The following is a 24,429-nucleotide window of genomic DNA, read 5'->3' on the forward strand; positions in this document are numbered from 1 at the left end:
TAGGAAATGATGCAAAAGTAGTAGGTGTGCCGAAGCCCCGTCTGTTGTATTCATCAGGCCCGCCAGATGGGGGCTAAGAGATTGGATGTCGAAATGATGGCAAAAAAGCAAGCTAGCTAACGGAAGCAAGCCCTGAAAAAGCTTGCCAGAGATCAGTAAAGTGCAATCCACGAAAGCCATTTTGCTACACAACAGGCATAATGGCGGTTTGCGAGGGGACGGGATGACCCTGTCGCTCAACGGTCGCCATCAATAAGTTCTGTAGTGCCTTAAATCAGAGCATGGTGAGACATCTGTCGGGGCGGCGGTAGGTGCCGGATCGTGCTGTCCCTTGATGGGTTTTGGCCTAGCGATAGAAAAGCTGAGGTGAATGCGCCCAGTACCGGTCCGTCGGGTTGAGGCGCAGGTTTACCGGGTTTGCAATGGTAGGGGTCAGGCAGATTCAGGCCTGATTCATAGCCCTGATGAATTAGATAATTTTGACAAGTTAAATGGAGAGTTGGATGTCGAGCATAAAGCAGGCGAGCGTCGCCAAATTTAAAGCAAAAGAGGCCGTCATCGGTATCGTCGGTCTTGGGTACGTCGGCCTGCCTTTGATGCTGCGTTATAATGCGATTGGGTTTAAAGTCATTGGTCTCGATATCGATAGTTCAAAAGTTGAACTGCTGAATTCGGGAAAAAGTTACATTGAACACATTCCTGGCGAGAAAATCGAAGTCGCTTGCCGAAGTGGGTTTGAAGCCACTACCGATTTTACACGTGTACCTGAATGTGATGCGCTGATTCTCTGTGTACCAACACCGTTGAATAAATATCGCGAGCCCGATATGAGCTTCGTGATAAACACTACTGATGCGATAAAACCCTATCTAAGGGCGGGTCAGGTCGTTTCTCTTGAAAGTACGACTTACCCGGGTACCACAGAAGAGGAGCTGCTGCCGCGTGTCCAGGAGAAAGGATTGCGTGTTGGTGAGAACATCTTCCTGGTTTACTCTCCGGAGCGCGAAGATCCGGGCAATCCGAACTTTGAGACCCGTACCATTCCAAAGGTAATCGGCGGGCATACGCCGGAGTGTCTTGAGGTCGGTGTAGCTCTCTATGAGCATGCGATTGACCAAGTGGTACAGGTTAGTTCTACCAAAGCTGCTGAAATGACCAAACTGTTGGAAAATATCCACCGTGCGGTCAATATCGGCTTGGTGAATGAGATGAAAGTGGTCGCAGACCGCATGGGCATTGATATTTTCGAAGTAGTTGATGCCGCTGCAACCAAGCCCTTCGGCTTTACTGCCTACTATCCGGGCCCCGGTCTTGGTGGTCACTGCATTCCAATCGACCCGTTCTATCTGACTTGGAAAGCCCGTGAGTATGGTTTGCACACACGGTTTATCGAGCTTTCGGGTGAAGTCAACCAGGCTATGCCAGAGTACGTGCTGAACAAGCTGATGGACGGTCTGAATGAACGCGGCAAGCCTTTGAAAGGCAGTAAAGTTCTGGTGCTTGGTATCGCCTACAAGAAGAACGTAGATGATATGCGTGAGTCGCCTTCGGTTGAAATCATGGAGTTGATCGAGGCCAAAGGAGGCGTCGTAGGATATTCCGATCCCCACGTCCTGAAGTTTCCGAAGATGCGTGAGCACCACTTTGACCTTTCCAGTGAGCCTCTGACCGCAGAAGTCCTAAAGGCTTATGATGCTGTTATCCTGGCCACAGACCACGATAGGTTCGACTATGAGCTTATCAGTCAACATGCTCAACTGATCATCGATAGTCGTGGTAAATATCGCGCCCCTCAATCGAATATTATCAAAGCTTGATGACAGGAGAGTTTTGGATGAAACGTTTTGCTCTAATTGGGGCCGCCGGATATATCGCCCCCCGCCATATGCGCGCCATTAAGGATACCGGCAATACATTGGTGTCCGCTTATGACATCAATGACTCGGTAGGTATCATCGACAGCATTTCACCGCAAAGCGAATTCTTTACCGAGTTCGAGTTCTTCCTTGATCACGCCCACAGCCTCAAGCGCGACCCAGCGACCGCCTTGGATTACGTGTCGATCTGCTCGCCCAACTACTTGCACCAACCGCACATTGCCGCCGGTCTGCGCCTGGGCTGTGACGTGATCTGCGAAAAACCGCTGGTGCCGACCCCGCAGCAGTTGGACCAGTTGGCCCTGATCGAGCAGGAAACCGGCAAGCGCCTGTTCAACATCCTGCAACTGCGCCATCACCAGGCAATCATTGCCTTGAAGGACAAGGTTGCCCGCGAGAACAACCCGCACAAGTACGAAGTCGACCTGACCTACATCACTTCCCGCGGCAAGTGGTACCTGCAAAGCTGGAAAGGTGACCCACGCAAGTCGTTCGGCGTAGCCACCAACATCGGCGTGCACTTCTACGACATGCTGCATTTCATCTTCGGCAAGCTGCAGCGTAACGTTGTGCACTTCACTTCCGAACACAAGGCGGCCGGTTATCTGGAGTACGAGAAAGCACGCGTACGCTGGTTCCTGTCGGTCGACGCCAACGACCTGCCGGAATCGGTGAAGGGCAAGAAGCCGACTTACCGTTCGATTACCGTCAACGGTGAGGAAATGGAGTTCTCCGAAGGCTTCACTGACCTGCACACCACCAGCTACGAGGAAATCCTGGCTGGGCGTGGGTATGGCATCGAGGATGCTCGCCACTGCGTGGAGACGGTCAATACCATTCGCAGTGCGGCCATCACCGTGGCAGCGGACAACGAAGCGCATCCGTTCGTCCAAGCCCTTTCTCGCTGATCGGCGAGACAACACGGGTGGCCTTGCGCCACCCGTTTCAAGTTTCCCAAGCAGGATCGCAAGCCAGCGTGTCTAATAATAATTTCAACAAGCCAAACGAAGCGGGTGCAATGCGCCACGCGCGCAATATACGTCTCGATATTCAGGGCTTGCGTGCAATCGCGGTGCTGGCGGTCATGCTTTATCACGCCAATAGTGGCTGGCTGAAAGCCGGCTATGTTGGCGTCGACATCTTTTTTGTCATCTCTGGCTTCATCATAACGGCATTGTTGACCGAGCGAAGCGACAAGGTCGATCTCGTTTCATTCTATGCCAGCCGCATCAAGCGTATTCTGCCGGCGTATTTCGTCATGCTGGTGGTGGTGTGCGCGCTGTCCGCGCTTCTGTTTCTGCCTGATGACTTTGCATTTTTTCTCGACAGCCTGAAGTCCTCGGCACTGTTTACCAGCAACCAGTACTTCTCTGGCTTCGGCAGTTATTTCGCGCCGCGAGCCGATGAGTTGCCGCTTTTGCATACCTGGTCCTTGGCCATCGAGATGCAGTTCTATCTGTTCTTCCCAGTGCTGGTCATTTGCTTGCCAAAGCAATGGCGTCTCATGGCGTTTTCCTTGCTAGCCGCCAGTCTGTTTGCCTGGAGCGGCTACTGTGGACTGGGCGAATCGCTAGATGGGATGTACTTTGCCCTGTCGGCACGGATTCCCGAGTTCATGGTCGGTGCCATCGTTGCCTTGCTGATGCGCCAGCGCGAGCTACCCATGTTACTTGCAAGCGTGTTCGGTGGTCTGGGCGCAATTCTGCTGGCTTGGGCGGTGCTGGCTATCGATAAGCAACACTTCCCAGGCTTCTGGTCCATCCTGCCTTGTGTTGCGGCAGGGCTGCTCATCGTCGCCCGGCGTGGCCCGGTCAGCGCGTTGCTGGCCACTCGGCCGATGGTCTGGATCGGCGGCATTTCCTATTCGTTGTACCTGTGGCATTGGCCGGTGCTGGCGTTCATTCGCTATTACACGGGGCAGTACGAGCTGACGGCTGCATGGTTGCCGATTTTTGTGGTCAGCTCTGTACTGCTGGCATGGCTTTCCTATCGCTTGGTCGAAACACCCGCCAGAAAAGCTTCCGGCATGCGCCAGGTGCCCAAGTGGGCTGTAGCCGGTGCTGTGGTCGTGCTTGTGGTGTGGGGGGGGCAACGTGTCAACGCCTCGCTGGTCGCTCCGTTGCCTGTGGAACTCACCCGTTATGCTGCTCCAGAGCTTATTTGTCATGGCACCCAAGTGGGCGCGTGCAAGCGAGGCAAGGCGGATGCTGAAGTGTCCGTCCTGGTAATTGGCGATAGCCACGCTGCCCAATTGAACTACTTCTTTGACCAGGTGGGCGAAGAGCAGGGCGTCGCTTACCGTGTGCTCACTGCCAGCAGTTGCGTGCCTATCCCCGGCTTCGACTTTGAACGCCTGCCAGTTTGGGCGCAAAAACCTTGCCGCGCGCAGATCGAGGCCGTGGCACGTGAGTTGCCGAAGGTGGAGCGGGTGATCATCGCAGGCATGTGGCAGTACCAGATGCAGAGCCAAGCATTCGCCAAGGCGTTTGCTGAATTTCTCGTCGATACTGCAGGAGCCCATAAACACATCGTGGTGCTTGCTCAGGTACCAATGTTTGAAACGGACGTGCAGCGGGTAAGGCGCTTTACCGAGCTTGGCCTGCCGGCGCCATTGACATTCAATCACGAGTGGCAGGTTGCCAACCAGCAAGTTCAGGCCATTGTCGACCGCACGCCTGGTGTGCGTTTCCTGGACTTTTCCAATAGCAGCTTCTTTGCCGCTGCGCCTTATCAGCAAGGCTTGCTCATCTACCGTGACAGCCACCACCTCAACGAGGTAGGTGCAAGGCGTTATGGGCACTATGCTGCCGAGCAACTGCAGCGTGCTTTCGATCAACCTCAGTCCAATGTGAGTCTGAACCCATGAATTACTATCAGCACCCAAGCGCAATCATCGATGAGGGCGCGCAGATCGGTGATAACTCCCGTGTCTGGCACTTTGTCCATGTTTGCGCGGGCGCCCGCATCGGTGTTGGCGTTTCGCTCGGTCAGAATGTGTTCGTGGGCAACAAAGTCGTGATCGGCGACCGCTGCAAGATCCAGAACAATGTTTCGGTCTACGACAATGTCACGCTGGAAGAGGGCGTGTTCTGTGGCCCCAGCATGGTCTTCACCAATGTCTATAATCCGCGTTCGCTGATCGAGCGCAAGGACCAGTACCTCGATACGCTGGTAAAAAAGGGCGCGACGCTTGGCGCCAATTGCACCATCGTCTGCGGCGTTACCATTGGTGAATATGCCTTCGTCGGTGCCGGCGCGGTCATCAACAAGGATGTACCGGCCTATGCATTGATGGTGGGTGTGCCCGCACGGCAGATTGGCTGGATGAGCGAATTTGGCGAGCAATTGCAGTTGAACGAGCAGGGCGAGGCCTTCTGCTCGCATACGGGGGCGCGCTACGTGCTGAACGGAAAATTTTTGAACAAGACGGATGCCTGAGCATGATTGAATTCATTGACCTGAAAAGCCAGCAAGCACGTATCAAGGACAAGATCGATGCCGGTATCCAGCGTGTCTTGAGCCACGGCCAGTACATTCTCGGCCCAGAGGTAGCGGAACTCGAGGAAAAACTTGCTCAGTTTGTTGGTGCCAAACATTGCATAACCTGCGCCAATGGCACCGATGCCTTGCAGATCGCTCAAATGGCGCTGGGAATTGGGCCAGGTGACGAAGTCATAACACCAGGTTTCACCTATATTGCGACCGCCGAGACAGTCGCCTTACTCGGTGCAAAACCGGTGTATGTGGATATTGATCCACGCACGTATAATCTTGACCCGCAAAAGCTGGAAGCAGCAATTACCCCGCGTACGAAAGCTATCATTCCAGTTTCTCTATACGGACAATGTGCAGACTACGATGCGATTAATGCGATTGCCGCTAAATATTCAATCCCAGTAATCGAAGACGCAGCACAAAGCTTCGGCGCTACCTACAAAGGGAAACGCTCCTGCAACCTCACTACAATAGCGTGCACCAGCTTTTTTCCGAGCAAACCGCTGGGATGCTATGGGGACGGGGGCGCGATTTTTACCAATGATGACGAACTGGCCAAAGTACTACGCCAGATCGCCCGGCACGGGCAGGATCGCCGCTATCATCATGTGCGCGTGGGAGTTAATAGTCGCCTGGATACGCTGCAAGCGGCAATTCTCTTGCCCAAGCTTGAAGTTTTTGAGCAGGAGCTTGAGCAACGTCAGCGTATTGCAAAACTGTATGATGAGTCACTCAAGGTCCTAGGTATAAACACTGCTCCTTACGTGGAAGAGTGGAACACCAGTGCCTATGCTCAATATACAATTCTCGTTGGCGAGCGTGATCAGTTACAAGAGAAGTTAAAGAAGCAGGGAATTCCGACAGCTGTTCATTACCCTATCCCGTTGAACAAACAGCCTGCTGTGGCCGATCCAAGCGTCCAGTTACCTACGGGAGACCGCGTCGCAGACCAGGTCATGAGTTTGCCAATGCATCCTTATCTGGATGACGAGACTGTTGCAACTATTTGTGCAGCGGTAGTTGGCTAGATATGTACATCTCTTTGAAAATTGACAGGGCGATTTTCGTTAACGCCCTTTACTTTTTTTTGTATTTTTTCTTGTTGGTGTGGGTGAATAATAATTATATTTATATGTTGTATGAATATATGGGGGCTGCCTCAAAACCATTAGATGGGGTATTGCTGGCGTATCTGTTTTTACTCGCGCTGCTTAGTTCGTTTTTATGTGGCCCAAGGATAAGCAAGCCGGGAGATATTGTTGTAATTTTTTTGGTCATGATTATTGTGCCGCATGCGTTAGTATTGAATGGCGCGAACGTTTTTTATCCTGACGCCAGTCCCTTTTCCGGAGTTTGTTTTTCTATTTTATTAGGAAGTGTCGTGATATCGCTTTTTAATAAGGTTAAGTTCCGTTCTGGTAATGAGGATAGGGGGGGCGGAAGAAAGTACTTGCTATGCGTATCATTGATAAACTCCTTTGTTCTGGTGTTTATAATATTGGAAAGCTCTTCATACTTTTCTTTCGATTTTTCAGAGCAGTATCTTCGACGCGCTATTGCACGAGATGTTTTCTCTGCCGGATCCCTAGAAGGGTATGTTGCCTCGATAGGGACGCAGGCGTTCTTTCCTGTTTTATTTGCGTGGGGTGTTTATAAGAAAGATAAATTTTTTCTTTGGTTAGGCGTTATTAACGTTTTTGTGCTTTGGGGAGCCTTCGGGCAGAAATATCCGTTTGTTGTTATTGCATTGATATACTTTTTAATGGCGTACTTTAGGCGAGCGGGACACGTTAATGTTTCCTGGCTCTTGCTGGCTGTAATAGGTTTGTTATTAGTTGGCGTTCTTGAGTACGAGGCTTTAGGATACTCTTATATTAATGATTACTTCATAAGGCGCGCATTTACTGTGCCATCAACTTTATTAGGTGGAGCAGAGACTTTTGTGCAGGTGATGGGGGAAAATAAATACAGTGACACGATTTTTGGCGCGATTTTTGGAGATTCCAAAAGTGAGCCGGTCACCTTTCAGATAGGTCGTTGGATGTACAACAATCCGGATAATAATGCAAATATTAATTTCCTGGCTGTAGCCTATCTACGACTCGGATATTTAGCGGTGGTCGTCGAGGCTTTAGTTGTCAGTGCCATTGTGTTCCTGCTCAATTTTTTATATGCAACACGGTCTACTTTTACGGCTATGCCCATCGCTTTGCTTTTTGCGACGAAAATAATTGAGCAATCTTTGCCAACAGTTCTCCTGGGGTCAGGCGTATTTTTTATGCTTCTTCTAATAATGCTGATGGCATTGTCGAAGCGAAGCGTAATGCGAGACAGGAGCGCATTTTGAATAGCGCGTTCTTCTCTCGTGTCAGGAAGGTGCTAGTCGGCACGTTGGGCGCTCAATTGGTATCTTTGAGTGTGATGTTATTGCTGGTGCGTCTTTATACGCCCGATGAGTTAGGCTTTTTTAACGTTTGGCTTTCATTTGCTACCATTATGGCCGTTCTTGTGACAGCTCGTTATGAGTTGGCTCTTTTTAGCGGTGAAAAAAATGATGATTCCAAGGCGCTTGTAAAGTTAATACTTTTGATCGCTATCTTTCTCTCTATTGTTTCTACGCTATGTCTTGTTTTGTTTGGTGTATTTATAGAGCAAGTTCCTTCGGTTGTTAGATCTTATTCTGTTGGTCTGGCGTTTGTCATTTTTGGAATGGGGATCAATAAAGCCGCTCTCTCAGTATTGGCGCTGCAACAAGAGTTTAATAAGTTGGGCGTCGCAAGAATTCTCTTGGCAATAGCGATTGCTTTAGCTCAGGTGATTGCGGGGTACTTCGCTCTGGGTGTTTCAGGGTTAATTTATGGGCAAGTAGCAGGTGTGCTGTTAGCAACGATTTTTGTTTGCTTGTGGTTTGAGCGGACTTGGCTAAAAAAATGCTGGAGTGTTAGTTTTGACACGGTAAAAAATACAGCGCGTAAGTACAGAAAGTTCCCCCAGCTTTCATTGCCAGCAGACTTAATAAATACAATTGCCAGTCAATTGCCTATTATATTAATTGCTGCTCGATTTGGCGCTGAACCTGCGGGGTTGTTTGCACTTACCATGAAAATTATGGGTGCTCCGGTCACGTTGTTGGCTACATCAGTTTTGGATGTCTTTAAAGAGCAGGCTGCTAGGGATTATAGGAATACAGGTAACTGCAAGTCCGTCTTTCTTAAAACCTTCGTAGCTCTCGCGCTACTTGCCATTCCCCCATTCCTGCTTTTCTGGTGGTTGGGAGAATGGATCTTCACGTTTTTCTTTGGTGTGGAATGGAATGAATCTGGTAAGTACGCAGTGTTGCTAATTCCTATGTTCTACATGCGATTTGTTATAAGTCCATTAAGCTATACGATATATATCGCGCAAAAACAACAAATGGACTTGGTGTGGCAGACTGCATTGCTACTCATTACATGCGGATGCTTTTTGCTTGCAGGTGATGTGCTAGAAGCCCTGTGGTGGTACTCCCTGAGCTATGCAATAATGTATGCCATTTATTTCGCGGTGTCGTATCGCTGTGCTCAGGGAGTCCCCTCATGATTGTCGTTGTCGACTACGGGGTAGGAAACATTGCTTCAGTATTGAATATGCTTAAGCGGGTTGGTGCCAAAGCCAAGGCTTCCAGGCTGGCTGAAGATATTGAGAGCGCAGAAAAGCTTATTCTGCCTGGCGTGGGGGCTTTTGACGCTGGAATGAGGACGCTGCGTCAAAGTGGCCTAATAGATGTTCTCAATCACCAGGCACTTGTCGTTCGAAAACCTGTTATGGGGGTGTGCCTGGGGGCGCAAATGTTGGGGCGTGGCTCTGAAGAAGGAGACGAGCCAGGACTCGGGTGGATCGACATGGATATCAAACGGTTCGAAAAGCGTGCCGAAAGGAAGGTGCCGCATATGGGCTGGAGCCATGTTTCGCGAAATTATGAACATCCCTTGGTGCAGGGGCTGACTGATGAAAGTCGTTTTTATTTCGTTCATGGGTATTACATGTCGCCTGATAACGATCAGGACACACTTTTGACTGCTGATTATGGGCAGAAGTTTACTGCGGCGGTCGCTAAAAATAACATTTTTGGGTTTCAGTTCCATCCGGAGAAAAGTCACCGGTTTGGAATGCAGTTATTCAAAAATTTTGTAGAGCTAGCCTGATGCAAAGAAAACGTGTAATACCCTGTCTTCTATTGAAGGATAGAGGACTCGTCAAAACGGTAAAATTTAAATCACCTAAATATATTGGCGATCCAGTAAACGCAATCCGAATTTTTAATGAAAAAGAAGTTGATGAGCTGGTACTGTTAGATATCGAAGCGTCATTATTAGGGCGCGAACCTGACTATGAGCTAATCGCAGAAGTTGCCGGTGAGTGTTTTATGCCTATTTGCTACGGCGGGGGCATTCGTACTCTTGAGCATGCACAGAAAATTTTTTCGTTAGGTATTGAGAAAATCGCGTTGAATTCCGCCGCTTTGGCCGATATTGAGTTGTTGAGACAGATTGCCGATCAGTTTGGCTCTCAAAGTGTGGTTTGCTCAATGGATTGCAAAAAAAGCTTGCTCGGGAGATATTCGGTTTATTCCCAGGCGGGCATGAAAGATACCAAAGTTTCGCCGATCGAATGGGCAAGGAAAGCTGAAGCGGCAGGGGCTGGTGAAATATTCCTTAATTCCATTGATCGTGACGGAATGATGCAGGGGTATGATATTCCTTTAATAAAATCAGTCGTCGCTGCTGTGGATATTCCTGTAATAGCGTGTGGTGGTGCGGGGTCAATAGCTGATCTAAACGAGCCGTTCGAAAAGGCAGGGGTGTCTGCGGTTGCTGCAGGAAGTTTCTTCGTTTTTCACGGGAAGCATAAAGCTGTTTTAATCAGCTATCCTGATCTTAATCAGAACTTTTCGAGAGCTTAACGGGTTAAGAATTTGCATTTAGATGCTGTCTATGAAAATGTCACTTGTAGACTGTGCTGTTATTTCTGAATTTGAGAGGGATAGTTGTGTATAGAGTATGTACTCGTTGTGTAATGGATGAAACTGATACCAATATTAAGTTTGATGAAAATGGCGTCTGCAGCCACTGCCATAAATTTGACGATGTACAGTCTCATCAACTATTCACCGGGGATGAAGGCGAGGTTCGCTTGCAGAGCCTCGTAAAAAAAATAAAAGAAGACGGATCAGGTAAAGATTACGATTGCATCATCGGGTTGAGTGGGGGAGTAGATAGTTCTTATTTGGCGGTAAAGATTAAAGATTTAGGGTTGCGCCCATTAGTTGTTCATGTAGATGCAGGTTGGAATAGCGAGCTGGCTGTTAGTAATATCGAGAAAATTATTAAGTATTGCGGTTATGATCTCCATACTCATGTTATGAATTGGGAAGAAATGCGGGATCTGCAGCTTTCTTATATGAAGGCTGCGGTTGCGAATCAAGATGTACCTCAAGATCATGCTTTCTTTTCAAGTATGTATCATTTTGCTGTAAAGAATAATATTAAATATATCCTCAGTGGTGGGAATTTAGCGACGGAATCGGTCTTTCCTGATAACTGGCATGGCAGTGCGATGGACGCTATAAATCTGAAGGATATTCATCGTCGATACGGATCTAAACCTCTTAGGGATTATAAGACCATTAGTTTTATTGACTACTATTTTTGGTACCCATTTGTTAAGGGTATGCGCACGGTGCGCCCATTGAATTTTATGGACTACGATAAAAGGGAAGCTGAGGCGTATCTTCAGGAAACTGTTGGGTATCGATCATATGCACGTAAGCATGGCGAGTCTATTTTTACTAAGTTGTTTCAGAATTATTACCTCCCTACGAAATTTGGTTATGATAAGCGCAAGCTGCACTACTCCAGCATGATCCTTTCCGGGCAGCTGTCTCGTGAAGAGGCTTTGTCCAAACTTGCTGAACCGCTTTATGATCCACAAGAGCTCGAAGTCGATATCGACTACTTCTGCAAAAAGGTACGAATCAACCGTCAGCAATTCGATGAGTTGATGAATATGCCAATCCATGATTATTCAGATTTTAAGAATTGGGATAAGTTACAGACACTCGCTAAAAAGTCTCAGATGCTGCTGCAGAGGATTCTTGGGCGACGTGTCAGCGTTTATTCTTAATAATTTGACGGTTGGAGGTTTTGTTGAAAGTAGCCCACGTAACTTCGGTTCACTCTAGATACGATATACGCATTTTTAGAAAAGAGTGCAGAACCTTGGCGGCAAATGGATATAATGTATTTTTAGTTGTGGCAGATGGAAAAGGTGATGAGATCAATGACGGGGTCAAAATTATAGATGCCGGGCTGCTTCGTGGCCGACTCAACCGTATATTTCGCACAACAAGGAATGTGTTGCGACGGTCAAAGGAGTTAAACGCTGATATTTATCATCTGCATGATCCGGAGCTGTTGCCGATAGGATTGAAGTTGAAGAAACAAGGGAAGGTCGTCATATTTGATTCACATGAAGATGTTCCCAAGCAACTGCTGAGCAAACCTTATCTTTCACCGACAATCCGTCGTTTGGTTTCTGTTGCGTTTTCTTTTTTTGAACGTTTCGCATGCCCCAAATTAGACGGGATTCTTACTGCAACGCCATTTATTCGCGACAAGTTTTTGGCTATTAATCCCAATACGCTGGATATCAACAACTTCCCCATGATTGGCGAATTGGATGCAGACGTACCTTGGGACCAAAAGAAGAATGAGATCTGTTATGTCGGCGGCATCACCTCCATTCGCGGAATCCGAGAAGTCGTGACTGCTCTGAAATATGTTAAGAATGATGTTCGTTTGAATTTGGTTGGTGGATTTTCCGAGCCTGGTCTGGAGACTGAAAGCAAGCAGTTGGAAGGTTGGTCTTTTGTTAATCAATGTGGTCAGCTCGGGCGCTCGGAGGTTCGAGAGGTTTTGGGAAGATCGATTGCGGGCTTAGTAACCTTTCACCCATTGCCAAATCACGTAGATGCACAGCCAAACAAAATGTTTGAGTATATGTCCTCAGGCATTCCGGTAATTGCATCAAATTTTCCATTGTGGCGCGAAATTATAGAAGGAAACGACTGCGGTATTTGCGTTGATCCTTTAGATTCGAAAGCTATTGCTGAGAGCATAGATTACTTACTGGGTAATCCTGATCGTGCCAAGCAAATGGGCTTAAATGGTCAAAAAGCGGTGTTTGCACATTACAACTGGGATCTCGAAGGCCGTAAGCTGCTCAACTACTACTCTGATTTAAAGAAATCGAAGGGGCTGGTATGAAGATTTTTACTATAATTGGCGCTCGCCCGCAGTTCATCAAAGCCAGCGTTGTCTCTATGGCCATCGCTCAAAAGAAGGGCCTGACGGAAACCATCATACATACGGGTCAGCACTTTGATTCCAATATGTCTGACATTTTTTTTGATCAACTCGGGATACCTAGGCCTGATCACCAGTTAGATATACATGGCGGTTCGCACGGAGAAATGACGGGCCGTATGATGATAGAAATTGAACAGGTTATGCTCAGGGAGAAGCCTGATCGAGTATTGGTTTATGGGGATACAAATTCAACGTTGGCTGGCGCTTTAGTCGCTGCGAAGTTGCATGTTCCTGTAGCGCATATCGAGGCAGGTTTGCGTAGTTATAATATGCGGATGCCCGAAGAGATAAATCGGATTGTTACTGATCAGGTGAGTGATATTCTTTTTTGTCCAACCCAAACAGCGGTGGATAATTTGCAGCGGGAGGGCTTCTCCCAAAAGCCTGTAGAAATATTAAACGTTGGCGACGTAATGCAGGATAGCGCATTATTTTTCGCCAAAAGGGCGGTCGCTCCAAAAGGTCTCGATCAAGCCCAAGGTTTTATTCTTGCTACGTTGCATCGAGCAGAAAACACGGACGACCTCCTGCGATTGAGCGCGATCGTCAATGCGTTGAATGAAATACATCAATCAATAGCTCCTGTGGTTATGCCGCTGCATCCCCGCACACGTAGTGCGCTTGCCAGCGCGGGGTTGAAACTAGATGTCAATGTCATTGAGCCAGTCGGATATTTAGAGATGATCTGGCTTCTTCAACGAGCTGGCCTGGTGTTAACCGATAGTGGTGGAGTGCAAAAAGAAGCGTTTTTCTTCAACAAGGCCTGCGTAACAGTGCGTGATCAAACCGAGTGGGTTGAGCTGGTCACCTTGGGCGCCAACGTGTTGGTGGGTGCCGAGAGTTTATCGATAGTCAACGCTGTGGCTAATAATTTTAACAGGGCTGTTATCGACAGTGACCAGTTGTATGGGGGAGGACAGGCTGCCGTCCGCATAGCTGACCATCTTCTGAGGAGCTAAGTATTATTTAACGTGTTTTTAAAGGATTATGATGAAAATTTGGTATATACATCCATACGCGGGTGGTCCAGGAGTTGGACGGTACTGGCGGCCCTACTATTTCTCCAAGTATTGGAATAGAGCTGGTTGTCAGTCTTTAATTATCTCAGCTGCTTATCACCATCTTTTAGAGCCCGATGAGTATCGGCATGCCTCCCTTGAGAGAGACGGTGCTAAGTATGTGTATGTACCAACAACAAAATATCGAAAGAACGGTTTTAAACGAACCCTTTCGATGCTAGTTTTTTCGTGTTTGTTGTTTCCGTTCTGCTTTCTTCAGGCCCACAGAACAGGAAGGCCTGACGTTATTATATATTCTTCGCCTCACCCTTTCGGTGTGCCCAGTGTTTGGTTGGCTGCAAAAATTTTTCGTGCCAAGTTTGTCTTTGAAGTGAGAGATATTTGGCCGCTCAGTTTAGTGGAGCTTGGTGGTTTGCGGCCCGATAGCCTACTAGTGCGGATAACGGGTTGGATTGAAAAATTTGCATATAAACAAGCAGATAAGGTCATCAGTTTATTGCCTTGTGCCGATAAACATATGATAGAGAGGGGGTTGGATCCGCAAAAATTTCTTTGGGTGCCTAATGGTGTCGATATAGAAGAAGTTAGCCTGAATTCCTCGGCAGACGGGCAGTTGCTACGGGATATACGGCGCTATAAGGAAGAAGGCTATTTTATCCTTGTTTATGCAGGGGCTCACGGTGAGCCCAATGCCTTAGAGGGGCTTGTTCGTGCCGCTAAGATTCTTGAAGCAAAAAAAATGAAAATAAAAATTCTCCTGATTGGGAAGGGAGAACGAAAAGAAGAGCTGAAGAATTTCGTGGTGTTGAATGCATTGAGCTCGGTAGAGTTTTTTGAACAGCAGCCAAAAGAAGTGGTCGTGTCTGCTCTGAGTGTTGCGACGGCTGGTTATATTTCTTTAAAAGGACAACCGATATTTAGGTTTGGGATAAGCCCGAATAAATTATGGGATTATATGCTCTCCGGTTTGCCTATTATTTTTGCATGTAAAGCCGGAAATGACCCGGTCGAGGACTATAGTTGTGGTTTTAGCGCTGACCCTGAAGACGCAGAGGATATAGCGAGGGCTATTTCGAAACTCTATGAGACTTCCGAAACTGAAAGGGTTTCGATGGGGCGTCGAGGCCATGAGGCCGTTATGTCTTTTTATGCCTATGAAAAGCTTTCTCTAACTGTTACGAAGGCACTAGAGGCGGTTCCGCATGCCAAATCCTGATCCGCGCAGATCAACGGTCCTGATTACCGGTGCTGGTGGCTTCGTCGGCAGCATGCTATGTAGAAAATTGGGCACTGAGTCTTACGACGTACGTGCGGTGGTGCGAAACAAAACTAAGGAATTTAGTCAAACTTTGGGCGTCACTTACATAGAGAGTGATTTGCTTACTGAGCGCTCATTGGCGGATCTTTGCTCAGGTGTTGACTGTGTTGTACATTTAGCTGGCCGAGCACACGTCCTTCGTGAAAAAAAAGTAGATCCATTGGATGCCTTCCGTCAAGTTAATTCCGAACTGACGTTGCGCTTAGCTCGGCAAGCAGCGTTGTCGGGTGTACGGCGGTTTATTTTTATCAGCTCCATTGGTGTCAATGGAAATAAAACTGAGGAAAGACCTTTTGATGAATCTTCTCAATCCAATCCGGAAGCGTATTATGCTGTTTCGAAGTTTGAAGCGGAACAGCGCCTCATAGAGTTAGCGGCTGCTACCGGGATGGAGCTGGTTATTGTTCGGCCTCCGTTAATCTTCGGTGTTGACGCCCCTGGTAACTTTGGACGATTGCTAAAAGTTGTCGCCTCCAATTTGCCGTTGCCATTTTCGAATATAAATAATTTGCGCAGTCTCGTATCTGTTCAAGATGTTGTTTCTTTTATAGGGCTTGCGATTCATCATCCATCGGCTGCCGGAGAGCTTTTCCTGTTATCTAACGGCGACGATGTATCTACGACACAGATCGTTAGATCTCTTGCTCGTGGCATGGGAAAAAAGAAATTCCTTTTTTTTCTGCCGAGCAGACTTCTTGAAATTGGAGCTGCAATCGTTGGGAGAACGGGAATGTACACCCAGCTTTTTGGTTCTCTGCAGATTGATTCCTCCAAAGCCCGGCGTACCCTTGGATGGCGACCGGCAGCAAAAACCTGTGCAGAGTTAGAAGAAATCGGTCGGTTATATGTTGACAGAAATTCAAAGGCTTAATGTGAGTTATCAATGATAAATTCATGGCTGTTTTTTTCTTTTTTAGTTTTGGTCGTCTCACTTCTGTTCACCGGTGTTTTACGTCGTTATGCGCTATCACGAAGCTTGATCGATATCCCCAACGCGCGTAGCTCGCATTCGGTACCTACTCCACGTGGTGGTGGAGTAGCGATTGTCATAAGCTTCTTAATAGCTGTAGTGTATTTAGGTATAAATAACTGGATTAGTTGGTCTTTCACTTTCGTATTACTGAGTTCAGGTATTGGTATCGCGCTCTTGGGCTTTCTTGATGATCATGGTCATATCCCGGCACGCTGGCGGTTGTTAGGGCATTTTTTTGCCGCCATATGGGCGCTGTACTTGTTGGGCGGTATGCCGCCATTAGTTTTATTCAGTGTGAATATTAATTTAGGATTTTTGGGGCATATCCTCGCCGTTTTTTATCTTATTTGGATGCTGAATCTTTACAATTTCATGGACGGTATTGACGGTATTGCAAGCGTGGAGGCTGTTTCCGTTTGTCTTGGGGCTTGCCTGTTGTATTGGCTAGCGGGCTTCCACAGCTTGATCATAGTTCCCTTCACGCTGGCGATGTCGGTAATGGGTTTCTTGTATTGGAATTTCCCTCCGGCTCGAATATTCATGGGGGACGCAGGAAGTGGTTTCCTTGGGGTCGTTTTGGGAGTGCTTTCGCTGCAGGCCGCGTGGTTTGCCCCTAAGCTGCTTTGGGTGTGGCTGATCCTTCTAGGCGTTTTTATCGTCGATGCCACCGTTACGCTGATACGGCGTCTATTGCGAGGTGACAAGGTGTATGAGGCTCATCGCAGCCATGCTTATCAATTCGCTTCGCGCCACTACGGAAGTCACCTGCCGGTGACCTTAGTGGTGATGGCTATAAACCTTTTTTGGCTTCTGCCTCTGGCAGCGTGTGTTGTGTTATGGGACGTTGACGGGGCGTTAGCTCTGATAGTGGCTTACGTACCGCTGGTGCTGCTGGCGGTCAGGTTTCATGCCGGTGAGCTCGAAAGGGCGTGATTCAGGCTACAATTCGAATTTTTTATTGTCGATTGTTAAATACTTGATCTTTCGTACAGTCGGGATGGATTAGCTTTTGGAGCAGGCCAAGGTGCGTGAAGGATTTATGGATAAATTTAGAATAGCTCTACTGGGGTTGCCAAGACGCCACAAGCGTGCGGTCCAAGTGGCTACGGATGTAGTTTTGGTTTGGACGGCCTTATGGCTCGCGTTCGTCGTACGCTTGGGCGTCGATGCTTTGGCCAGTCCGATCGAAACGCATCTTTGGCTCTTTGCCTCTGCTCCGCTGATTGCCATCCCGATTTTCATCCGCTTTGGCATGTATCGCGCCGTCATGCGTTATTTCGGCAACGATGCGCTGATCACCATCTGCAAGGCTGTCAGCCTTTCAGCCTTGCTGCTGGCTCTTGTGGTGTATTGGTACAGCAATCATAGAACCGTGGTTCCGCGCTCTATCATTTTCAACTACTGGTGGTTAAGCCTGATCATGATTGGCGGGCTGCGCCTGGTGATGCGGCAGTATTTTCTCGGGGACTGGTTTACTGCAGCGCAACATGTGCCGTTTACCAGTCGTGACGATGGCCTGCCCAAGGTCGCTATTTATGGCGCTGGGGCCGCAGGTAACCAACTCGTTGCTGCATTGCGCATGGGGCGGGTGATGCGGCCGGTCGCATTTATCGACGATGACAATAGCATCGCCGACAGAGTCATTGCGGGATTGCAGGTCTATCAACCCAAGCACATTCAAAAAATGATTGATACTACGGGCGCTCAAGAGATTTTGCTTGCTGTCCCGTCCTCGTCTCGAGGACGCCGTCGGGAGATATTGACGCTGCTTGAAGGTTTTCCACTGCATGTGCGTAGCGTCCCCGGCTTCATGGACCTGGCCAGTGGGCGGGTCAAGGTCGACGACATTCAGGAAGTCGATATCGCAGATCTCCTTGGGCGTGATCCGGTCCCTGCACAGGGCGATCTGCTTGAGCATTGCATCTTGGGACAGTCGGTTTTGGTGACTGGGGCGGGCGGTTCGATCGGCTCCGAACTTTGTCGACAGATCCTCGCGCTCAAGCCCACTACGCTACTTTTGTTCGAGCATAGCGAATTCAATCTATATAGCATTTTGTCCGAACTCGAGCCTCGAATTGCTCGTGAGTCGCTGTCGGTTCGATTGTTACCGATCCTCGGGTCGGTGCGGGATCAGGACAAGTTGCTTGATGTGATGAGGACATGGAATGTCGACACGGTCTATCACGCAGCCGCTTATAAGCATGTACCGATGGTGGAGCATAATATTGCCGAAGGTGTCTTGAACAATGTGATCGGGACGCTGAATACTGCCCAAGCCGCTCTTCAAGCAGGTGTATCGAATTTTGTATTGATTTCGACAGACAAGGCCGTGCGTCCAACCAACGTGATGGGCAGTACCAAACGCCTCGCTGAGCTGACCTTGCAAGCCCTTAGTCGTGAACTGGCGCCAGTGCTGTTCGGCGACAAGGCCAATGTATCTCGCGTCAATAAGACCCGTTTTACAATGGTCCGTTTCGGTAATGTATTGGGGTCATCCGGTTCGGTTATCCCCCTGTTCCATAAGCAGATCAAATCCGGTGGACCGTTAACGGTCACCCATCCGAAGATCACACGTTATTTCATGACGATTCCCGAGGCCGCTCAGCTGGTAATTCAGGCGGGTTCTATGGGGCTGGGTGGGGATGTGTTTGTGCTGGACATGGGCGAGCCGGTGAAGATTGTCGAGCTGGCGGAAAAAATGATCCACTTGTCCGGCTTGAGTGTGCGTTCGGAGAAGAACCCTCACGGCGATATCTCAATCGAGTTTACAGGCCTGCGTCCTGGCGAGAAGCTTTACGAAGAGTTGCTGATTGGCGACAACGTTGTCGCAACTCCCCATCCGATGATCATGAGTGCCAACGAGGATCATCTGCCGTGGGATGTGCTTAAGGCTAAGTTGGCTGAACTTTTGGCGGCCATTGAGCATGATGATTACGCGAGAGTTCGTCAGTTGCTGCGGGATACTGTCAGTGGGTACGCCCCTGACGGGGAAATTGTTGATTGGATCTATCAGCAACGTCGTCTTGAGCCTTGACATCGGTATGCGATCCATAAACTCCACCTACCCCAAGGTGGGTCAACGGTCTACTGTGGCATCTCAGGTGAGCAGTTCCACGGCAGTAACGCTTCATAGTCTTCGACCGACGAGGCATGCGGTAACTGCTCCAGTACGTGGCGCAGCCACGTATAGGGCTCTTAGCCGTTGAGTTTGGCGGTCTCGACCAGGCTGTAGACTTGGGCGCTGGCGGTAGCGCCTTTGGGCGTGTCGCTAAACAGCCACGCCTTGCGTCCTATGACAAACGGCTTGATTGCTCTTTCTGCCGCATTGTTGTCGATGGGTAAAAAGCCTACTTCGATATAGCGCTCCAGCTGGCTCCAGTTGTTCGCCGGATAATGCACGGCCTTGCCCAGTGCACTTTGCGCCGTGACTTGCGGTTGGGTCTTGTCCAGCCAGCTTTTCAGTTGACCCAGGATCGGCAAGCTCTTTTCCTGACGAGCGATAAACCGTTGTCATCGCTGGTGTCTTTGCATTCGCGTTCGATGCCGTACAGTTTGTTGATCATCGTCAGCGCGATATCTGCCCTCCCGGTTTTACCCTTAGGCTGCACTTTTTGCGCATCCACGAACTTGCGTCGCGCATGCCTGACGTTCCATGCCCGGCTGCAACGCCAAGGCGTTATAGCCGGCGTAATCATCGGTCATCACGTAGCCGCGATAACTGTCCAGCTAGCGAAACGGCGTCCTGCGCGCGGCTGGAGGTGTAGTCGAACAACACCACTTTTCGATCGGGCGGGCCGCTGACCTGCACCCACATCCAGGATTGACTGGTCGGATCGCGATCCGGCTCCTTCAACACCTGAACGCGAGTTTCATCGCAGTGGATCGCCGGACTTTCGTATGCGATCCATAAACCCCACCTACCCAACAGTGGATTAACGGTTTACCGTGGCATTTCTGGCGAGCAGTTCCACGGCAGCAAGGCTTCATAATCTTCAAGCGACGAAGCCTGAGGCAGCCGCTCCAGTACGTGGCGCAACCACGTATAGGGCTCTTGGCCGTTGACCTTGGCGGTCTCGACCAGGCTGTAGATCTTTGCGCTGGCAGTGGCGCCGTTGACGGTATCGCTGAACAGCCAGGCCTTGCGTCCAATGACAAACGGCTTGATCGCTCTTTCGGCCGGGTTGTTGTCGATGGGCAGATAACCCGCTTCGACATAGCGCTCCAGTCGGCTCCAGTTATTCGCCAGATAATGCACCGCCTTGCCTAATGCACTTTGCGGCGTCACCTGGGATTGGGTTTTATCCAGCCAGACTTTCAGCTGCCCCAAGATCGGCAGGCTCTTTTCCTGGCGAGCGATAAACCGCTGTTCATCACTGGCAACCTTAAGTTCACGCTCGACTCCATACAGTTTGTTAATCATCGTCAGCGCGATATCCGCACGTCCCGTCTTGCCCTTGGGTTGCACTTTTTGCGCGTCCACGAACTTACGTCGTGCATGGGCCATGCACGCCAAGCGCTCCACGCCCGGTTGCAACGCCAAGGCGTTATAGCCAGCGTAATCATCGGTCATGACATAGCCACGATAGCTTTCCAGCAAACGCAACGGCACCTCCTGCGCACGGCTGGACGTGTAATCGAATAGCACGACTTTTCGATCCGACGGACCACTGGCTTGCACCCACATCCAGGATTGACTGGTCGGGTCTCGATCCGGCTCTTTCAACACTTGGACGCGGGTTTCATCGCAATGGATCACCGGACTTTCCAGTAATCGGTCGCGCATCAAATTCAACAGTGGCTGAAAGTGCTCGCTGCACTGGATGATCCAGCGCGCGAGAGTCTGGCGCGGAATATCAATGCCATGTCGGCTTAGCACCGTTTCAAACCGGTGCAACGGCAAGCCATCAACATATTTGGTGGTCAGCAGCATCGCCAACACGCTAGGGCTGGCCATGCTTTTTTCGATCAACTGGGCCGGTTTGTCGACGGTGACCGGTGCAGTTTCGCAGCCTCGGCAAGCGTAGATCTTGCGGATATGTTTGATGACGCGGATCTGCATCGGCACGATATCCAACTGCTCGCTGGTTTCCTCACCAATGGCATGTTTGCGGCAACCACAGGCACAGGTCAGCTCGTGTTCGGGCAGTTCATGGATAACTTCGATACGTGGCAGCTCAGCCGACAACGGCTTGCGTTTGCCACGGCGAGGTGTCGGTGCAACGACTTCTTCATCAGCGTCGCCAACTAGCGGCATGGGTTCGCTTTCAGGCTCGTTGAACAAGGCCAATTGCGGCGTGTTGGGCTCAACAGTTTGCTCGGACTTGCGCCCAAATAGACGGTCGCGCAACAGCTTGATCTGTTCTTTCAGGTCGACAATATGGGTCTGATAAGCTTGCGCCGATTCTTCCTGGCGACTGAGTGCCTCAAGCAGCAATTGCTTGAGCAAAACAGGATCATCAGGAAGGTCGTCGGGTAGAGAAATCATGGCCCGGATTATACCGAGTCACGCCACGTAGCGCGGCGTCAAAACTTGATGAGGACGGTTACGCCAGAGATCAAAACCGTCGAGCAGCCAGTTCAGCTCCTGGACGCTGAGGATAATCGCCTCGTCCGTGGCATCGGGCGACGTTTTGAAGCGCTCGGATTCTAAGCGCTTGAGCCAAAGACAGAAGCCGTTGCGCTCCCAGTACAAGATCTTCACGCGGTTGCGGGACTTGTTGAGAAAGACGAAAAGTATTGGATCGAATACCGCCACTTTTATATCCAGTTCGACCAACGCGGCGAGGCCGTCGATAGATTTTCGAAAGTCCACCGGCTTGGGGTAGAGGTACACTTTTTCGACTTTGGCGTCGGGTCGCATCATGGCGGGGCTGGCTCCAGAAAGAGATCGGGAGCGAAGCATCGGGGATCAAATGCGGGCTTGGAATGTGGGGGTCATGGATCACTTACGGACTTTCCAACAATCGGTCGCGCATCAAATTCAGCAGTGGCTGGAAGTGTTCGCTGCACTGGATCACCCAGCGAGCCAGAGTCTGGCGCGCAATCTCGACGCCATGTCGGCTAAGCTCGGTTTCAAAGCGATGCAACGGCAAGCCATCGACGTACTTGGTAGTCAGCAACATCGCCAGCACGCTTGGGCTGGCCATGCTCTTTTCGATCAGTTGGGCAGGCTTATCAGCCGTGACCGGTGCAGTTTCACAACTCCGGCAGCCGTAGACCTTGCGGATGTGTTTGATCACCCGAATCTGCATCGGCACGATGTCCAGTTGCTCGCTGGTCTCTTCGCCGATGGCGTGTTTGCGGCAACCGCAAGCACAGGTCAGTTCGTGTTCAGGCAGTTCGTGCATGACTTCGATACGCTGCAGATCGGCCGACAACGGCTTGCGTTTGCCACGGCGTGGCATCGGCGCAACGGCTTTTTCGTCAGGGTCATCAACGAGCGGCATCGGCTCGCTTTCGGGCTCGTTGAACAGCGCCAGTTGCGGCGTGTTAGGCTCGACAGTTTGTTCGGACTTACGTCCGAACAAACTGTCGCGCAGTAACTTGATCTGTTCTTTCAAGTCGACGATGTGGGTTTGATAAGCCTGGGCAACTTCACATGCAGCGCTGGCAAAAAAAGCAGCCCTGCGACGCTAGCTGCTTTTATTTAAGTGTTTCACTGTTGAGGGAAATATGCCGCTTCATTGCGCTTAAGAAATAACTCCAGATTAGCTGTGTTTCGGATCACTGAAGCTTCTTTTATTTTGATCTCAAAGTCCTTGCTGTTGGGTTTGGTGTAGATGCGCAGCATTATTTTTGAAATGCGTTCTTCAAGCTCTGCGCCTTTGTCAAAGCCAAGCTTGTTAAGTACAACAATGTTGTCTCTGCCAGCTTTTAAAATCGGATAATAGCTTGAAGCGCGTTTCCCATTCGCGCCATCAAGAACAATACCAAGTTGTGAGTCTTCAGTTGAATGGATGACGAGGGCTATCTTTTCAGACGCAGACACGTCGCGATTTATATCCATTGTAATCCTTGCCTCTCCAGTCGTTGCAGCTTCCCCCTTCGCTGGGGTGATACTGATTTTTTGATCTGGCGTAAGCATGCCCTGCATTGTGACAAGGGGAATCAAGTCGATTTTATCTTCATTTGGATTTTTTATAATCTTGAATTTATCTTGCTTGTACATGCTGACTTCCACGTTGCTGTGGATGGAGACAGCACAATGGTCAGGGGTGGTTTTTACTGGCAAACGAAGAATCATACGTTCTGGAAGTGGCTTTTTACTATAGACATCTCGATTGGTTTGAGACACCGTTTGGTTTCCAACCTTGCAGGACACCGTTACGGGATAGGTATCCGTCCAATATGCATTCGGAGCGCCCATCATTGAGAATTGAATTTGCAGGCCTTTTGTAGTTTTTACCAAGTAAAGTGGATAGGCATTTTTGAAAATGGCAATGCGGCGTTGTTCTGGCTCTTTGTAGACAGCATCACCCGTTAGTGCTGTCATTGCTCTGAATTGAGCTGTTTCAATGATGTTGTAGTGCGTAGGATTGATAACACGCGGTACTAGTTGATACCACGTCCAGCTGCCTGTAGCGTTGTAATACTCAGGAAGTCGGTTGATAGTACCTTGTCTTGCGCATTTGTATGCCTCTTTCAGATCTTTATCGCCCGAGGCGTCGGCCAGCATGAACAATGCTTGAAGGCCCCAAAGGTGGCCATTTAATACATGGTATTCCTTGTCACGAGTTATTCCCTTCCATGAATATTCGGAAATCCAGCAGTTCTCACCGTCGCGCCATAGAACGCCGCCTTCCGTTGGCGGGCGAAGCATCAGTTTCGCGCTCTTGAGTGCAGCATCGCGATAGCGTTCGTCACCCGTAGCCTGCCAACCGGCGAACAATGTCATCGGACCGAAGAACCCATCCATGCCAGACCACCAAGGGGCTTTGATGCCTCGGTCGTAGTCGAAGCCATAAAACCAACGCGTGCCTTCGCTTTCACGAGTTGCTGGCTGATATTCGTCAAGCATGAAGTTCAGGGCTCTCTTTGCGCTTTTCAATGCATCTGGGTCGCCGGTTTTTTCGTAAATCGTCAACAATCGGAACGCTAGGAAGAAGGGGCGCAGAGGATCTTTCTTGGAAGCAGTTTTCTGAAGGCCTTCCTCGTTGAATGTAACAGGATCCATCCATGACCATTGAAAAGGGGCTAGTTCAACGTCCGAGCCAGCCGCCAACCTTTTCTGCACGTTCTCTGAAGCATGTAACGGGCTTGAAAGTGCTAGGAGGGCGATCAAAAAAGCAGGCGTTTTCATAGTTAGGTATTCCATCCATTTTTTTTAGCGGCGAGCATGGTA

General features: G+C 49.5%; 21 protein-coding genes and 2 pseudogenes. 16 read left to right on the plus strand and 7 right to left on the minus strand.

From position 1 onward, the window contains the following. Positions 1-503: 503 nt before the first annotated feature. The 16 genes from wbpA (at position 504) to GFU70_RS08265 (ending at position 19,122) form a co-directional block, all read left to right on the plus strand. Positions 504-1,817, plus strand: coding sequence for a UDP-N-acetyl-D-glucosamine 6-dehydrogenase (gene wbpA, locus GFU70_RS08190; RefSeq protein ID WP_153387839.1), 1,314 nt, complete (start codon positions 504-506; stop codon positions 1,815-1,817). Between the two features lie 17 nt (positions 1,818-1,834). Then, a complete protein-coding gene (gene wbpB, locus GFU70_RS08195) occupies positions 1,835-2,785 on the plus strand; it encodes a UDP-N-acetyl-2-amino-2-deoxy-D-glucuronate oxidase (RefSeq protein WP_153387840.1) in 951 nt (316 codons plus the stop codon). A 110-nt stretch (positions 2,786-2,895) separates the two neighbouring features. Beyond that, on the plus strand, positions 2,896-4,743 hold the full coding sequence (locus GFU70_RS08200; protein ID WP_153389152.1) for an acyltransferase family protein: 1,848 nt from the start codon (positions 2,896-2,898) through the stop codon (positions 4,741-4,743). Next, entirely contained in the window at positions 4,740-5,315 is a 576-nt protein-coding gene (gene wbpD, locus GFU70_RS08205; RefSeq protein ID WP_153387841.1) for a UDP-2-acetamido-3-amino-2,3-dideoxy-D-glucuronate N-acetyltransferase, read from the plus strand. Before GFU70_RS08200 ends, wbpD begins: the two co-directional genes overlap by 4 nt. A 2-nt stretch (positions 5,316-5,317) precedes the next feature. Continuing rightward, positions 5,318-6,400, plus strand: coding sequence for a DegT/DnrJ/EryC1/StrS family aminotransferase (locus GFU70_RS08210; protein WP_153387842.1), 1,083 nt, complete (start codon positions 5,318-5,320; stop codon positions 6,398-6,400). 2 nt (positions 6,401-6,402) lie between these two features. Beyond that, entirely contained in the window at positions 6,403-7,719 is a 1,317-nt protein-coding gene (locus GFU70_RS08215; RefSeq protein WP_153387843.1) for a polymerase, read from the plus strand. Continuing rightward, positions 7,716-8,951, plus strand: coding sequence for a lipopolysaccharide biosynthesis protein (locus tag GFU70_RS08220; protein ID WP_193034280.1), 1,236 nt, complete (start codon positions 7,716-7,718; stop codon positions 8,949-8,951). Before GFU70_RS08215 ends, GFU70_RS08220 begins: the two co-directional genes overlap by 4 nt. Further along, a complete protein-coding gene (gene hisH / locus GFU70_RS08225) occupies positions 8,948-9,556 on the plus strand; it encodes an imidazole glycerol phosphate synthase subunit HisH (RefSeq protein WP_153387844.1) in 609 nt (202 codons plus the stop codon). The genes GFU70_RS08220 and hisH overlap by 4 nt, the downstream gene beginning before the upstream one ends. Beyond that, positions 9,556-10,314 carry an AglZ/HisF2 family acetamidino modification protein gene (locus tag GFU70_RS08230; RefSeq protein WP_153387845.1) on the plus strand — a complete coding sequence of 253 codons (759 nt, stop codon included), beginning with the start codon at positions 9,556-9,558 and terminating at the stop codon, positions 10,312-10,314. Before hisH ends, GFU70_RS08230 begins: the two co-directional genes overlap by 1 nt. An 86-nt stretch (positions 10,315-10,400) precedes the next feature. Continuing rightward, on the plus strand, positions 10,401-11,534 hold the full coding sequence (locus GFU70_RS08235; protein ID WP_153387846.1) for an N-acetyl sugar amidotransferase: 1,134 nt from the start codon (positions 10,401-10,403) through the stop codon (positions 11,532-11,534). A gap of 20 nt (positions 11,535-11,554) precedes the next feature. Then, on the plus strand, positions 11,555-12,676 hold the full coding sequence (locus GFU70_RS08240) for a glycosyltransferase family 4 protein (RefSeq protein ID WP_153387847.1): 1,122 nt from the start codon (positions 11,555-11,557) through the stop codon (positions 12,674-12,676). Beyond that, a complete protein-coding gene (wecB, locus tag GFU70_RS08245) occupies positions 12,673-13,737 on the plus strand; it encodes a non-hydrolyzing UDP-N-acetylglucosamine 2-epimerase (protein WP_153387848.1) in 1,065 nt (354 codons plus the stop codon). The genes GFU70_RS08240 and wecB overlap by 4 nt, the downstream gene beginning before the upstream one ends. A 31-nt stretch (positions 13,738-13,768) precedes the next feature. Beyond that, entirely contained in the window at positions 13,769-15,013 is a 1,245-nt protein-coding gene (locus GFU70_RS08250; protein ID WP_153387849.1) for a glycosyltransferase family 4 protein, read from the plus strand. Continuing rightward, positions 15,000-15,986 (plus strand): NAD-dependent epimerase/dehydratase family protein, encoded by a 987-nt coding sequence (locus GFU70_RS08255; RefSeq protein ID WP_153387850.1) that lies wholly within the window; start codon positions 15,000-15,002, stop codon positions 15,984-15,986. Before GFU70_RS08250 ends, GFU70_RS08255 begins: the two co-directional genes overlap by 14 nt. Positions 15,987-15,998: 12 nt before the next feature. Continuing rightward, on the plus strand, positions 15,999-17,021 hold the full coding sequence (locus tag GFU70_RS08260) for an MraY family glycosyltransferase (protein ID WP_193034281.1): 1,023 nt from the start codon (positions 15,999-16,001) through the stop codon (positions 17,019-17,021). Between the two features lie 106 nt (positions 17,022-17,127). Next, on the plus strand, positions 17,128-19,122 hold the full coding sequence (locus tag GFU70_RS08265; protein WP_153389155.1) for a polysaccharide biosynthesis protein: 1,995 nt from the start codon (positions 17,128-17,130) through the stop codon (positions 19,120-19,122). Between the two features lie 50 nt (positions 19,123-19,172). Here GFU70_RS08265 and GFU70_RS29035 read toward each other — a convergent pair whose 3' ends face one another. The 7 genes and pseudogenes from GFU70_RS29035 to GFU70_RS08305 all read right to left on the minus strand — a co-directional run bounded on the left by GFU70_RS29035 (position 19,173) and on the right by GFU70_RS08305 (position 24,387). Further along, the gene (locus tag GFU70_RS29035; RefSeq protein ID WP_153389156.1) at positions 19,173-19,268 is read right to left on the minus strand and encodes a hypothetical protein; all 96 of its coding nucleotides are present in this window, start codon (positions 19,266-19,268) and stop codon (positions 19,173-19,175) included. Between the two features lie 15 nt (positions 19,269-19,283). Then, positions 19,284-19,790, minus strand: a pseudogene (locus GFU70_RS29040) (IS66 family transposase). Then, positions 19,780-19,944 (minus strand): IS66 family transposase, encoded by a 165-nt coding sequence (locus tag GFU70_RS29045; RefSeq protein WP_193034283.1) that lies wholly within the window; start codon positions 19,942-19,944, stop codon positions 19,780-19,782. Before GFU70_RS29045 ends, GFU70_RS29040 begins: the two are co-directional and overlap by 11 nt. A gap of 84 nt (positions 19,945-20,028) precedes the next feature. Next, positions 20,029-21,573 (minus strand): IS66 family transposase, encoded by a 1,545-nt coding sequence (gene tnpC / locus GFU70_RS08290; protein ID WP_153387853.1) that lies wholly within the window; start codon positions 21,571-21,573, stop codon positions 20,029-20,031. An 18-nt stretch (positions 21,574-21,591) separates the two neighbouring features. Continuing rightward, the gene (gene tnpB, locus GFU70_RS08295; RefSeq protein ID WP_226920929.1) at positions 21,592-21,951 is read right to left on the minus strand and encodes an IS66 family insertion sequence element accessory protein TnpB; all 360 of its coding nucleotides are present in this window, start codon (positions 21,949-21,951) and stop codon (positions 21,592-21,594) included. 85 nt (positions 21,952-22,036) lie between these two features. Continuing rightward, positions 22,037-22,660 (minus strand): annotated as a pseudogene (locus tag GFU70_RS08300) (transposase); the annotation flags it as partial. Positions 22,661-22,743: 83 nt separating this feature from the next. Then, the gene (locus tag GFU70_RS08305; protein WP_193034284.1) at positions 22,744-24,387 is read right to left on the minus strand and encodes a D-glucuronyl C5-epimerase family protein; all 1,644 of its coding nucleotides are present in this window, start codon (positions 24,385-24,387) and stop codon (positions 22,744-22,746) included. Between the last annotated feature and the right edge of the window lie 42 nt (positions 24,388-24,429).

The organism is Pseudomonas brassicacearum, from assembly GCF_009601685.2.
GTDB lineage: Bacteria > Pseudomonadota > Gammaproteobacteria > Pseudomonadales > Pseudomonadaceae > Aquipseudomonas > Aquipseudomonas kilonensis_B.

Coding starts and splice junctions, on each gene's coding strand:
- wbpA (WP_153387839.1), top strand. CDS start 504: ATGTCGAGCATAAAGCAGGCGAGCGTCGCCAAATTTAAAGCAAAAGAG.
- wbpB (WP_153387840.1), top strand. CDS start 1,835: ATGAAACGTTTTGCTCTAATTGGGGCCGCCGGATATATCGCCCCCCGC.
- GFU70_RS08200 (WP_153389152.1), top strand. CDS start 2,896: ATGCGCCACGCGCGCAATATACGTCTCGATATTCAGGGCTTGCGTGCA.
- wbpD (WP_153387841.1), top strand. CDS start 4,740: ATGAATTACTATCAGCACCCAAGCGCAATCATCGATGAGGGCGCGCAG.
- GFU70_RS08210 (WP_153387842.1), top strand. CDS start 5,318: ATGATTGAATTCATTGACCTGAAAAGCCAGCAAGCACGTATCAAGGAC.
- GFU70_RS08215 (WP_153387843.1), top strand. CDS start 6,403: ATGTACATCTCTTTGAAAATTGACAGGGCGATTTTCGTTAACGCCCTT.
- hisH (WP_153387844.1), top strand. CDS start 8,948: ATGATTGTCGTTGTCGACTACGGGGTAGGAAACATTGCTTCAGTATTG.
- GFU70_RS08230 (WP_153387845.1), top strand. CDS start 9,556: ATGCAAAGAAAACGTGTAATACCCTGTCTTCTATTGAAGGATAGAGGA.
- wecB (WP_153387848.1), top strand. CDS start 12,673: ATGAAGATTTTTACTATAATTGGCGCTCGCCCGCAGTTCATCAAAGCC.
- GFU70_RS08250 (WP_153387849.1), top strand. CDS start 13,769: ATGAAAATTTGGTATATACATCCATACGCGGGTGGTCCAGGAGTTGGA.
- GFU70_RS08255 (WP_153387850.1), top strand. CDS start 15,000: ATGCCAAATCCTGATCCGCGCAGATCAACGGTCCTGATTACCGGTGCT.
- GFU70_RS08260 (WP_193034281.1), top strand. CDS start 15,999: ATGATAAATTCATGGCTGTTTTTTTCTTTTTTAGTTTTGGTCGTCTCA.
- GFU70_RS08265 (WP_153389155.1), top strand. CDS start 17,128: ATGGATAAATTTAGAATAGCTCTACTGGGGTTGCCAAGACGCCACAAG.
- tnpC (WP_153387853.1), bottom strand. CDS start 21,573: ATGATTTCTCTACCCGACGACCTTCCTGATGATCCTGTTTTGCTCAAG.
- tnpB (WP_226920929.1), bottom strand. CDS start 21,951: ATGATGCGACCCGACGCCAAAGTCGAAAAAGTGTACCTCTACCCCAAG.
- GFU70_RS08305 (WP_193034284.1), bottom strand. CDS start 24,387: ATGAAAACGCCTGCTTTTTTGATCGCCCTCCTAGCACTTTCAAGCCCG.